Annotated in this window: 11 protein-coding genes; 7 read left to right on the forward strand and 4 right to left on the reverse strand. The window is 64.1% G+C overall.

Annotation, left to right across the window (positions count from 1 at the left end; translation table 11 throughout):
* Positions 1–56 precede the first annotated feature (56 nt).
* From sphantq_RS15965 to sphantq_RS15975, 3 genes are all read right to left on the reverse strand, one after another.
* Positions 57–1295 carry a hypothetical protein gene (locus tag sphantq_RS15965; RefSeq protein ID WP_272798971.1) on the reverse strand — a complete coding sequence of 413 codons (1239 nt, stop codon included), beginning with the start codon at positions 1293–1295 and terminating at the stop codon, positions 57–59.
* Between the two features lie 281 nt (positions 1296–1576).
* Complete coding sequence (gene clpA, locus sphantq_RS15970) at positions 1577–3895, reverse strand: ATP-dependent Clp protease ATP-binding subunit ClpA (protein ID WP_066601228.1); 2319 nt, start codon at positions 3893–3895, stop codon at positions 1577–1579.
* 153 nt (positions 3896–4048) lie between these two features.
* Entirely contained in the window at positions 4049–4246 is a 198-nt protein-coding gene (locus sphantq_RS15975) for a DUF1192 domain-containing protein (protein ID WP_272798972.1), read from the reverse strand.
* Positions 4247–4349: 103 nt separating this feature from the next.
* Here sphantq_RS15975 and sphantq_RS15980 point away from each other — a divergent pair, with 103 nt between their 5' ends.
* The 7 genes from sphantq_RS15980 (at position 4350) to sphantq_RS16010 (ending at position 11304) form a co-directional block, all read left to right on the forward strand.
* On the forward strand, positions 4350–5354 hold the full coding sequence (locus tag sphantq_RS15980; RefSeq protein ID WP_066601232.1) for an NAD(P)H-quinone oxidoreductase: 1005 nt from the start codon (positions 4350–4352) through the stop codon (positions 5352–5354).
* Positions 5355–5769: 415 nt separating this feature from the next.
* The gene (locus tag sphantq_RS15985; protein ID WP_129927235.1) at positions 5770–6642 is read left to right on the forward strand and encodes a UDP-2,3-diacylglucosamine diphosphatase; all 873 of its coding nucleotides are present in this window, start codon (positions 5770–5772) and stop codon (positions 6640–6642) included.
* A 57-nt stretch (positions 6643–6699) separates the two neighbouring features.
* Positions 6700–7728: a glycosyltransferase family 4 protein gene (locus sphantq_RS15990; protein ID WP_066605097.1), complete on the forward strand. Its 1029-nt coding sequence runs from the start codon at positions 6700–6702 to the stop codon at positions 7726–7728.
* Positions 7729–7842: 114 nt separating this feature from the next.
* Positions 7843–8526 (forward strand): DUF1013 domain-containing protein, encoded by a 684-nt coding sequence (locus sphantq_RS15995; RefSeq protein WP_066601244.1) that lies wholly within the window; start codon positions 7843–7845, stop codon positions 8524–8526.
* Positions 8527–8662: 136 nt separating this feature from the next.
* A complete protein-coding gene (locus tag sphantq_RS16000; protein ID WP_272798973.1) occupies positions 8663–10369 on the forward strand; it encodes a long-chain-fatty-acid--CoA ligase in 1707 nt (568 codons plus the stop codon).
* 41 nt (positions 10370–10410) lie between these two features.
* Complete coding sequence (gene msrA, locus sphantq_RS16005) at positions 10411–10944, forward strand: peptide-methionine (S)-S-oxide reductase MsrA (RefSeq protein WP_066605100.1); 534 nt, start codon at positions 10411–10413, stop codon at positions 10942–10944.
* 96 nt (positions 10945–11040) lie between these two features.
* Entirely contained in the window at positions 11041–11304 is a 264-nt protein-coding gene (locus sphantq_RS16010) for a hypothetical protein (RefSeq protein ID WP_272798974.1), read from the forward strand.
* 308 nt (positions 11305–11612) lie between these two features.
* On the opposite strand, the gene sphantq_RS16015 is transcribed toward sphantq_RS16010, so the two are convergent.
* Complete coding sequence (locus sphantq_RS16015; RefSeq protein WP_272798975.1) at positions 11613–12566, reverse strand: L-threonylcarbamoyladenylate synthase; 954 nt, start codon at positions 12564–12566, stop codon at positions 11613–11615.
* Positions 12567–12648: the final 82 nt, after the last annotated feature.

Genomic DNA, 12648 nt, shown 5'->3' on the forward strand with positions numbered 1-12648 from the left:
GAATCGCAAGGCGGCAAGGGTGGCGCACGGACGGGCCGAGCGCCACCCCGTTTCGATCAGCAGCCCACACCCATGGCGCCGCCGAGCATCCCGCCCAAGCCGCCGCGACACTTGTTTTTCTTCGGCTGGGGCGCGGGTTCGTCGCCTTCATCCGCGTCGTCGGCCTGGCTCATCATGTCCCCCATGTCCGGGCCGTTCAGCATCCACATTGTGTTGGCGCGATAGCGGACGCGGGCGATCCATTCCGGCTTCCAGGCGATCTTGGGATCTGCGGGGCGGGGCGGGTAGGCGAAGTTCGCTTCGGGACCATAGGCGTAGAGGCTGCCCATCAGCATCTCTCCGCCCGCCTGGGTGACCGCGGCGGGGACGGTGCAACTGGTCTGGCTGGGCGGCATGACGATTTTCTGCGCGATCATCTTTTGCACGGCGGCGGGCGACATCCAGTCCCAGACCGGGCCGCCGAACGCCTGGGTGGCGGAAGACGCCCACCAGACCATGTCGCCATTGCCCTGCGCGCCGAAGGCCCATGCATAATAGCCGGTCGCCTGGGGCAGGCTGTTCCAGCTAATAATCGTGGCGCCACCGGCGATCTGCCGGGCGGCGCCGGTGATGGCGGGCATGAAATCCTGTCTCAGGGTGAAGGCGATGTCGGGGCTGTAATTGCCGGCGATGCGATGGTCGCCGAGCAGGGAGCTGTTGGCGGGGACGGTCTTACGGGTCTGGCCGTTGGGCCAGTCGCCATAGGTCTTGCTGTTCGAGGCGCGGATTTGCCATTCCTGCGGGATAGATGCGCCGGTCATATAGAGACCGGGGGGTATCTGGCCCTTGGCCACCTTGGCGAAGTCGATCATAACGGGCTGGCCGGGGCCGGGCGTGGCGCCGCAGCCCCAATAGATGAGCAGGCGGCCCTTGGGGCGCTCGCCGGGGATCGGCTGGTCGTCGCTGGGCACGATGCGCGGGGTGACGAGCGGGACGGACGCGCCCAGGCCAGCGGCGGCGGGCAGGAAATGATCGGCGGCGGGTGCGCCGCTGGTGGGCGCGCGGGTGGAGCCGAGGCGCAGGACGAGTTCGTGGAGCGGCTGGTTGCGGCCCCCGCCCATCATCATGCCCATGGCTGCGCCCATGCCGCCTCCACCACCGGCCATGGCGGCCATGCCGGACAGGGTGCCAGCGTCGATCGTGTAGCGGGCGATGGGGCCGGACGCCTGCTGGCTGGAGCCGGGGGCGGCGAGCAGGGTGAAAGATGCAAGCAGAAATGCGCCGCGAGCGGGGCGCGAAGTCAGGAGTTTGCGCACAACATCTGTTCCTTGATCGTTACGGAAGAGATGCGACCTTTTTTCTGGGATGGGCGCTTGTAGCAGAGATTCAGGCGGCCGGGGAGGGGCGTTCGAACTGACCATGGCGCAGGAAATGCGTGATCTGGTCGGTGACCGGACGCGAGCGGTGTTTCCCCCTCATCCAACTTCGCCTAGGCAGCAAGCTGCCAAGGCTGCGTATCCTTCTCCCCCGTGGGGAGAAGGGCAAATAGAAAGGGCGGCCGTTGCGGGCCGCCCTTCTTTATCTTGCTGGAAGGCGCTTATTTCGTGCCTTCGGTCGTCTTGGCCTTCCCGCCCTTCTTGCCCTTTTTGGGCGCCGCAGGGGTGATCTGGAAGGCCAAAGCTTCGTCCTTCATATGGACATGGACCTCGCCGCCATGGACCAGTTTGCCGAACAACAGTTCCTCGGCCAGCGGCTGCTTGATTTTTTCCTGCATCAGGCGGCCCATCGGACGGGCGCCGTACAGCTTGTCATAGCCCTTCTTGGTCAGCCAGTCCTTGGCATCCTGATCCAGGGTGATGTGAACGTCGCGGTCGGCCAGTTGCAGTTCCAGTTGCAGCACGAACTTGTCGATGACGCGGGCCACCACTTCGGTCGGCAGATAGTCGAACGGCACGATCGCATCGAGGCGGTTGCGGAATTCGGGGGTGAAGAGTTTCTTCACCGCATCCTCCTGCACATCTTCGCGGGTAAATTCGCCGAAACCGATGCTTTCCTTCGCCATGTCCGACGCACCGGCATTGGTGGTCATGATGAGGATGGTGTTGCGGAAATCGACGGTCTTGCCGTGATGATCGGTCAGGCGGCCATTATCCATCACCTGCAAGAGGATGTTGAACAGGTCCGGGTGCGCCTTTTCGATCTCGTCCAGCAGCAGCACGCTGTGCGGTTGCTGGTCGACGGCGTCGGTCAGCAGGCCGCCCTGGTCATAGCCGACATAGCCCGGAGGCGCGCCGATCAGACGGCTGACCGAATGGCGTTCCATATATTCCGACATGTCGAAACGCTGGAGCGGGATGCCCATGATCGATGCGAGCTGGCGCGCGACCTCCGTCTTGCCGACGCCGGTGGGACCGGAGAAAAGATAGTTGCCGATCGGCTTGTCGGGATCCCGCAGGCCCGCGCGCGACAGCTTGATCGCGGAGGACAGCACCTCGATCGCCTTGTCCTGACCGAAGACGACGCGCTTCAAGTCCGTAGTCAGGGAACTGAGCACGGTCTTGTCGTCGGACGACACAGTCTTGGGCGGGATGCGGGCCATGGTCGCGATGACCTGCTCGATCTCCTTGGGCGTGATCGTCTTCTTGCGCTTGGACGGCACCACGAGCATCTGCATGGCGCCGACCTCGTCGATTACGTCGATCGCCTTGTCGGGCAATTTCCGGTCGTTGATGTAGCGCGCCGACAACTCCACCGCCGCCTTGATCGCGTCGGGCGTATATTTGACGTGGTGATGCTCCTCGAACGCGGTGCGCAGGCCGGCGAGAATCTTGATCGTATCCTCGATCGTGGGTTCGTTCACGTCGATCTTCTGGAAGCGCCGCAGCAGCGCACGATCCTTTTCGAAATGGTTGCGGAATTCCTTGTAGGTGGTCGATCCGATGCAGCGGATCGTGCCGCCCGACAGAGCGGGTTTCAGCAGGTTCGACGCATCCATCGCGCCGCCACTGGTCGCGCCAGCGCCGATCACGGTGTGAATCTCATCGATGAAGAGGACCGCGTGAGGCATCTTTTCCAATTCGGTGACGACGGCCTTCAATCGTTCCTCGAAATCGCCGCGATAGCGGGTGCCGGCCAGCAGCGCGCCCATGTCGAGCGAGTAGATGACCGCTTCCTTGAGCACGTCGGGCACTTCGCCCTCGACGATCTTGCGCGCCAGACCCTCCGCGATCGCGGTCTTTCCCACGCCCGGATCGCCGACATAGAGCGGGTTGTTCTTGGACCGGCGGCACAGGATCTGGATCGTGCGATCCACTTCGGCAGTGCGGCCGATCAGCGGATCGACCTTGCCCCGGCCCGCTTTCTCGTTGAGGTTGACGGTGAACTGTTCGAGGGCGCTGTCCTTCTTGGCCTTGCCGTCCTGCACCTTCTTTTCCTCCTCGGAAGCGCCCTTTGTCTCCTGACGCTCGGGCGTGGGCGTGCCCTTGCCGACGCCATGGCTGATGAAGCTCACGGCATCGAGGCGGCTCATATCCTGCTGTTGCAGGAAATAGACGGCATAGGATTCGCGTTCGGAGAAGAGCGCGACGAGCACATTGGCGCCCGTCACCTCATCCTTGCCGGACGACTGGACATGGAGGATGGCGCGTTGAACCACGCGCTGGAAACCGCTGGTGGGGGAAGGATCGCTGGACCCCTCGACCTTCAGGCTGTCGAGTTCGGTATCGAGATACTGGGTGACGGCGTCGCCCAGTTCGCCGATTTCCACGCCGCACGCCTGCATCACCTTTGACGCATGTTCGTCATCAATCAGCGCCAGAAGCAGATGCTCCAGCGTGGCATATTCATGCTTGCGCTCCGACGCATGGGTCAGCGCATTGTGCAGGGTGGTTTCCAGAGCGGGTGCGAAAGAAGGCATGTCTGTTCTACTCCTGGCCCCAAAGAGGGGCGGTATCGAACCATATGTCGGCATTGCTCGACGCGGGATCAAGGCCACGGCCCTGACCAGCGGAATTGCCTGACTGCCCAAGCCCAATGGCGCCCTTATCGGCGCACGGGGCACGGCGCGGGTTCATCGCCTGAATAACGCCTCGGCACTTGCCTTATGGTTAACGGCGTTTTCTTTTGTCGATCTGGCGCGCGCGATTTCCGTTTCCAGAGCGCGGATGCGGGCGTCCAGTTCGGCAACGGACAAAGGCCCCAGATCCTGCCTGAGCAGGCGGGCCAGAGGATCATCTCCCTTGTTCGGCAGATCGTCATCCAAGTCCATGACGCCAATGTTGACCCTGCGGGCCACTCTGTCAATAAGGGCGCTGGCTCCGTCCGTCGATTTCTGGTGCGGTGCAACATGGTTAATCACCGGGGACAGTAAGATGGCGGATGTGGACGCAATAGCGCGCGAAATGACGGCGATCGCGATTCCCACGCCGGGCGGGCCGGAAGCGCTGGTGCCGGAACGGCGGCCGGTGCCGGTGCCGGGCGCGGGCGAGGTGCTGATCCGCGTGGCCGCTGCGGGCGTCAATCGGCCCGACGTGCTGCAACGGCAGGGCAAATATCCGCCGCCGCCGGGGGCTTCGGACATTCCGGGGCTGGAGGTGGCCGGAACCATCGTGGCGGCCGGCAGCGGCGCGGATAAGCTGGTGGGGCAGAAGGTCTGCGCGCTGCTGGCGGGCGGCGGCTATGCCGAATATGCGGTGGCGCCGGCGGGGCAATGCCTGCCGCTGCCCGACGATTATGATCTGGCCGAGGCGGCGGCGTTGCCTGAAACGCTGTTCACCGTGTGGACCAATTTATTCGAGCGCGCCTATGCGGTGGGCGGCGATACGGTGCTGGTCCATGGCGGGACCAGCGGCATCGGCACGATGGCGATCCGCTTGTGCAACTTGTTCGACGTGCGCGTGATCGTGACCTGCGGGTCGGACGAGAAATGCGCACAGGCCAAGGCGTGGGGCGCGGACCATGCGGTCAATTACAAGACGCAGGACTATGTCGAGGAAGTGAAGACGATCACCGGCGGGCAGGGGGTGCAGGCGGTGCTCGACATGGTCGGCGGCGATTATGTGCCGCGTAACCTGTCCTGTCTGGCCGAGGATGGACGGCATGTGTCGATAGCGGTGCTGGGCGGGCCGAAGGCGGAAATCTTCATCCCGGCGATCATGAGTAAGCGGTTGACCATCACCGGATCGACGCTGCGGGCGCGGTCGGTGGGCTTCAAGAGCCTGGTCGCGGATGAGCTGATGCGGACGGTGTGGTCGTTCGTGGGCGAGGGGAAGCTTCGCCCGGCGATGGACCAGAAGTTCGCGCTGGCGGATGCGGCGAAGGCGCACGCGCGGATGGATGCGGGCGAGCATTTCGGGAAGATCGTGCTGGTGGTTTGATGGGGGTCATTAGCGAACCCGAAGGCTGTAAGCGTTGCGGACATCTCATCGGTTATCACTGGGATGGTGACGGGGAAATGTGGTGCACCGCCTGCGAGTGTAAGGGATATGTTGACCCCGATGAGCCAAAAGTCGTGAGCCGACGTCCTAATGCTGCGGATGATAAAAGGGAGATGTCACCCTGAACTTGTTTAGCTGCGCTGGCCTTCGGCTCAGGGTCCATTTTGCCAAATCGAGGGAAGGTTGGTGCCGCGCGATGGATGCTGAAGCAAGTTCAGCATGACAAATCAAATGAGGCGCGCTCCTCCGGTCAAGCCCCGCAAACCGTAGCATTTCCGTCATATTCTCTTCGGAACTGTAACATTGCGCGCTTAAGGATTCGCTCCCAAGGACATTGGTCTTTGGGGATCGTATCATGAACGCCATCACGCGCCTGCCCTTCCTGAGCGAGCTGGAAGAGGGCGCGGACGACCGCTTCCATATCCCTGAACGGGAAGGGCAGCGGCGCCGCTATCGCACCATCTGGATTTCGGACATCCACCTCGGCACGCGCGGTTGCAATGCCGCGATGCTGATCGATTTCCTCGACAATGTGGATAGCGACACCATCTATCTGGTCGGCGACATCATCGACGGTTGGCGGCTGAAGAAGCGCTTCTACTGGCCCGCCAGCCATAATGACGTGGTGTGGCGGCTGATGAAGCGGGCCAAGCGCGGCACGCGGGTCGTCTATATCCCCGGCAATCATGACGAGATGTTCCGGCAGTTCACCGGCATGAGCTTTGGCGGCGTCGAAATCCGGCGCAAGGCGATCCACACCACCGCCGACGGGCGGAAGCTGCTGGTGCTGCATGGCGACGAGTTCGACACGATCATGCTGGCGCATCGCTGGCTCGCCTTCGTGGGAGACGCGGCCTATACCACGCTGATGCGGCTCAACGTCGTGGTCAATGCGGTGCGGCAGAAGATGGGGCTGCCCTATTGGTCGCTCAGCAAGATGGCCAAGCACAAGGTCAAGAACGCGGTGTCCTTCATCTCCCGCTTCGAGGAGGTGGTGGCGCATGAGGCCGGGGCGCGCGGCGTCGACGGCGTGGTATGCGGCCATATCCACAATGCCGAGATGCGTGAGATCGAAGGCATCGACTATTATAATGACGGCGACTGGGTGGAAGGCTGCACCGCGCTGGTCGAGCATGATGACGGCCGGATGGACGTGCTGCACTGGGCCGACGAGATCGCCAAGCGGGAGCAGGGCGAGCAGGATGTCCGGGCGCGAATGGCCGCTTGAGGATTCCCGCCTGCGCGGGAATATGCTGGATTTGACGGGATGATGGAGTTGATCCCCATGCGCATAGCGATCGTCACCGACGCCTGGAGCCCGCAGGTCAATGGCGTCGTGCGCACGCTCCAGACGATCCGGGCCGAACTGGAGCAGATGGGGCATGTGGTCGAGGTCATCTCGCCCGATCTCTATGGCTCCATTCCTTGCCCGACCTATCCCGAAATCCGGCTGGCGCTGGTGCGATCGACCGTCGTGGGTCAGGCGATCGCGGCGTTCCAGCCCGATGCGGTGCATCTGGCGACCGAAGGCCCGCTGTGCCTGGCGGCGCGGCGCTGGTGTCTGCGCAGCGGGGTGCCGTTCACCACCGCCTATCACACCCATTTCCCCGATTATGTCGCGCAGCGCACCGGCCTGCCCGCGGCCTGGTTCTGGCGCTATATCCGCTGGTTCCACGGGCCGGCGCAGGCGGTGCTGGTATCGACCCGATCCGTGCGCGAGCAACTCCGCACGCATGGCGTGCCCAATGTGCGGCCATGGGGCAGGGGCGTAGACCTGGCTGCCTTCACCCCCGATGCGCCGCCGCCCGCGCTTTACGCCTATCTGCCGCGCCCGATCATGCTCTATGTCGGGCGGGTCGCGGTGGAAAAGAATTTGGAGGCGTTCCTGGCCACCGACCATGTCGGGACCAAGGTGGTGGTGGGCGATGGACCGGCGCGCGCGGCGCTGGCGCGGGCCTATCCGCAGGCCCGCTTCATCGGGCCGATGTTCGGTGCTGAACTGGCGGGGGCTTATGCCGGGGCGGATGTGTTCGTCTTCCCCAGCCGCACCGACACGTTCGGGCTGGTGATGATCGAGGCGCTGGCCTGCGGCACGCCGGTCGCGGCCTATCCGGTGACCGGGCCGGTCGATATCGTGACGGCGGAATGCGGGGCGCTGTCGGAGGATCTGGGGCAGGCGATCGCCGCCGCATTGCCGTGCGATCGCGCCGCCTGCGCCGCCTATGGGCGCAGCTTCAGCTGGGAGCGCAGCGCGCGCGAGTTCCTGGCGGGGCTGCACGCCATCCCGGCCACGCTGATCGAAAGCGCCGCCTGACGCTTTTCCTTGCTCAGCCTGCCGTCATGGACTATCTCTGATCCGTCGTGGCCGCCCTGCTTGGGCGGCCCTTATCGTTTTTACGCCGGAGAAGACCCCGTGTCCCAGCCCCTCATGCCTCACGCGACCGCCAGCTGGCTGATCGACAATAGCGCCCTGAGCTTCGACCAGATCGCGGAATTTTGCGGGCTCCACATTTTGGAAGTGCAGGCGATCGCCGACGACACCGCCAGCATCAAATATACCGGCCGCGATCCGGTGCGCGCCCATGAAATCACCATGGAGGAAATCCATAAGGGCGAGAGCAATTCCGACTATCGGCTCAAGATGCTCAAAGGCCCTGAGCCGGTCCGCCGCACCAAGGGGCCGCGTTACACCCCCGTCAGCAAGCGTCAGGACAAGCCGGACGGCATCGCCTGGATCCTGCGCAATCATCCCGAAGTGTCCGATGGCGCGATCGGCAAGCTGATCGGCACCACCCGCACCACCATCGCGGCGATCCGCGACCGCACTCACTGGAACATCTCCAACATCACGCCCAAAGACCCGGTGACGCTGGGACTGTGTTCGCAGCGGGAGCTGGACGCTCTGGTCGCCAAGACGGCCAAGAAGCTGGGCATCGAGGCGCCGACCGATTCGCGCCTGGATGGCGACCGCGAGGCCTTGATCGAGGAACTGCGGCGGGAGCGTCAGGAGACGGTGCGCCGCGCCGAAGAGGCGTTGAAGGCCGAGACGGACCTGATTTCGGCGACAGCCACGATCCTCGATCCGTTCAGCAGCAACAAGGGCGAGGTGTAATGCCGTAGCGTCATCGGCGGCTTGCTCCAAGTCGCGGCGACGCAGCATTTTTCAGGGCCGCGCGGTTCACGCCGCGTGGCCCTTTTTGCGTTGGTTGACGCTTGCGTAAAGTGCCCGGTGCCCATACACTTCGGGCATGGAGAGCATAGAAAAAATCTGGCGAGAACGCTATCAGCATCCCACGGCCTGGGACCAGACATTCCCCCCGTTGTCGATGGGCGACATGGTCACGAACAGCGCAACGGCCCACCCCGACGCGCCGATGATCGATTTCATGGGGCGGCATTTCAGCTATGGCGCGATGCTGGAGCAAATTCGCAGGATCGCCTGCGGCTTGCAGGCCATGGGCGTGCGCAAAGGCGACCGGGTCGGCCTCTATCTGCCCAACACCCCCCATTATGTCGCGGCCTATTATGGCGCGCTGATGGCCGGCGCGATCGTCGTCAACTTCTCCCCCCTCTACACCGCGGCCGAACTGGAACATCAGGTCGAAGATAGCGGCACGAAGATTTTATTCACCCTGTCGGCCAAGGCGCTGCTGCCCACCGCGCTGCAGGTGCTGGACCATAGCGCGCTGGAGACGCTGATCGTCGGGTCGGTCGCCGAGATGCTGCCGCCGGTCAAATCGCTGCTGTTCCGTTGGTTCAAGGCCAGCGAGTCCACGCCTTTGCCGGACGATCCGCGCATCATCCGCTACGACCGGCTGGTCGCCAATGCGGGGGGGTGTTCCGTGCCGGAGATCGACCCGGTCAACGACGTCGCGTTGCTGCAATATACCGGCGGGACGACCGGCACGCCCAAGGGGGCGATGCTGACCCATCAGAATCTGACCGCCAATGCGCGGCAGGCGCAGGCGATCGATCCGCACGCCAATGAGCCGGACCGGATCATCGCCGTGCTGCCCTTCTTCCATGTCTTCGCCAATACCTGCACGCTCAACCGGACGGTGGTGAATGGGGGCGAGATGGTGATGCTGCCGCGCTTCGACGCGGCGCAGGTGCTGGCGGCTGTGCAGCGGGTCAAGGCGACGTCGCTGCCCGGCGTGCCGACGATGTTCCAGGCGCTGCTGGACCATCCCGCCATCCGCAACATCGATTTCTCCTCCCTGCGGGCCTGCATTTCCGGCGGCGCGCCATTGGCGCTGGAGTTGAAGCAGAAGTTCGAGGCGGCGACCGGCGCCAAACTGATCGAAGGCTATGGCCTGACCGAAACCAGTCCGATCGTCTGCACCAATCCCTATGAGGGGTTGAACAAGAGCGGGACGGTGGGTCAGCCGGTGCCAGGGACGCGGGTGAAGCTGGTCGATCGTGAAGACCCGACCCGCCCGCCGGCCGAAGGCGAACCGGGCGAACTGCTCTTTGCCGGGCCGCAGATCATGAAGGGCTATTGGAACCGGCCGGACGCCGATGCCGAAGTGTTCGTCGGCGACTATGTCCGCACCGGCGATGTCGGCCTGGTCGACGAGGACGGCTATGTGAAGATCGTAGACCGGTTGAAGGACATGATCGCGGTCGGCGGCTTCAAGGTGTTTCCAAGCCAGGTGGAATCGGTCCTGTATCACCATCCTGCGGTCAAGGAGGCGCTGGTGATCGGCATACCCGACCATTATCGCGGTGAGCAGCCCAAGGCGTTCGTGACCCTGAACGAAGGCGCGGAGATGGACGGCGGGGCGCTCATGGACTGGCTCAATCCGCAACTGGGCAAGCATGAGCGGGTCTGCGCGGTCGAGGTGCGGCTGAACCTGCCCAAGACGCTGGTGGGCAAGCTGTCGCGCAAGGAACTGGTGGCCGAAGAGCGCGCCAAGGCGGACGCGGCGCGGGCGGAGGCTGGAACCGCGGCGTGAGAATGCTTATCTGTGGCGTCGAACATGGATAAGGAATGAACATGGCGCAGGAAATCGCGACGCTGGCCGGTGGCTGCTTCTGGTGCACCGAAGCGGTCTACCAGAATCTCAAGGGCGTCGAGGGCGTGGAAAGCGGCTATATCGGCGGCGCGTTGCCCGATCCGACATATGAACAGGTCTGTTCGGGCGCGACCGGCCATGCCGAAGCGATCCGCATCACCTATGATCCGGCGATCATCAGCTATGCCGACCTGCTCGACATCTTCTTCGCGACCCATAATCCCACAACCCTGAACCGGCAGGGCAATGATGTCGGCACCCAATATCGGTCGGCGATATTTCCCCATTCGGCGGAGCAGGAAGCGCAGGCGCGCGCGGGCATCGAACGAGCGCAGGCGGACCAGGCCGATCCGATCGTCACGACGATCGAGCCCGACGCGCCCTGGTATCCCGCCGAGGATTATCACCAGAAATATTGGGACCGGGTCGGCGACCGGAACCCCTATTGCATGGCGGTGATCCCGCCCAAGCTCGCCAAGCTGCGCAAGGGCTTCGCGGCCCGGATCGAGGGCTGAGCCGTCGCTACGGCCCGTCGCTTTTCGCGCCGTTCTTAGTGGGCTGTTCATGTCGCCCGTGTTAGGGAGGCGCGAACGACAAGTCGGGAATGGACGATGAAAAAATGGGTATTGCTGGCGACGCCCTTATTGCTGTTGGCGCTGCCGGGTTGCGTGCGCACGGTGGCGAGCGTCGTGACCGCGCCGGTGCGCGCCGGATCGCAGATCGTGGACTGGTCTACCACCAGTCAGGATGAAGCCGACCGCAATTATGGCCGCAAGATGCGCAAGCAGGAAGCGCGCGAGGGCAAGGAGCGCAAGAAGGCGAACAAGGAGCGGCGCAGACAGTGCCGCGACGCGGGTTATGACAATTGCGGGTGAGGCTGGGTTGAACGGGAATGCCAGGCGTTTGACCGGGGCGGAGCGTATGTCTGGTTTGGGTGGAGAGCGTACTGTCTACTTTGTGCGAGACTTCACGCGACAGGCAACGTAAAAATCCCGTCACCCCAGCGAAGGCTGGGGTCTCGTGCGGGGGCAAGCGGCGGTCCGGCTTGGCACATACTCAACCGCATCGCACTGTCGCCTGAGACTCCAGCCTTCGCTGGGGTGACGGTAGTGGGTCATCCGCTTGCCGATCATAAAGCCCGTCTGCTCAACGTCTGCTTTCTGTCGCGACCAACTAATCCCGATCAAGCCGCGGCTCGCCGCAGCCGGTCGTTGATCGCCGCGCCGATGCCCTCGTTCGGGATGGGCGCCACGGCGATGCGGGCGGCGGCGCTGGCGTCGGCGACGTGCAGGGCGGCGAACAAATGGGCCGCGGCCTCGCGCAGGTCCGCCTCCTGACTGAGGTTGATATGGCAGGGCATCAGCCCGAAGCCGATCAGATATTCGTCCTTTTCCGCCCGCAGCGCATTCAGTCGCACCGGCTTTGACGGCGCATAATGGCTTTCCAGCTGGCCGGGCGCCTCGATCTTCCCATCATCGGTCATCATCACCGGCAGTCCGGTCGCTTGCTCCAGCATGGCGGCGGTGACGGGGCCGGGGCGCAGCAGGCGGACGCGATCCTCTGCGGGCGCGGCGATGGTGGATTCCAGTCCCTCGCTGGTCGGCCCCTCGTCCAATATCATGCGGATCTTGCCGCCCAGGCTGGCCAGCACATGTTCGGCGCAGGTCGGGCTGATCGATCCGCTGCGATTGGCGGAGGGGGCGGCGAGCGGGCAGCCGCTTTCCCGGATCAGCGCGCGCATCGCCGGATGAGCGGGCAGGCGCAGCGCGACGGTCGGCAGCCCCGCCGTCACCAGCGGCGACAGGCCGCTGTCGCTGCGCACCGGCAACACCAATGTCAGCGGGCCTGGCCAGAAATGGTCGGCGAGCAGACCCGCCACGGCCGAGAAATCGGCCAGCCGCTCCGCCATGGCGCGGTCGGCGACATGGACGATCAGCGGATTGAAGCTGGGCCGCCCCTTGGCGCTGTAGATGGCGGCGACGGCATTGCTGTCGGTGGCGTCGGCGGCCAGGCCATAGACCGTCTCGGTAGGCACCGCCACCGGCTCGCCCGCACGGATCAGCAAGGCCGCCTCGCGCAGGGCTTCGGCGCCATAGCGGCAGGATTTCGTCGAAAATGATGGATGAGCGATAGTCACGACCCCCGCGATATAGACCCCGAATTAGGCAAGTAAAAGGCCATTGCGTCAGGGAAATGACATCGACGCGCAGGGAGGAGCA

It is taken from the genome of Sphingobium sp. AntQ-1, from assembly GCF_028538045.1.
Lineage (GTDB): Bacteria > Pseudomonadota > Alphaproteobacteria > Sphingomonadales > Sphingomonadaceae > Sphingobium > Sphingobium cupriresistens.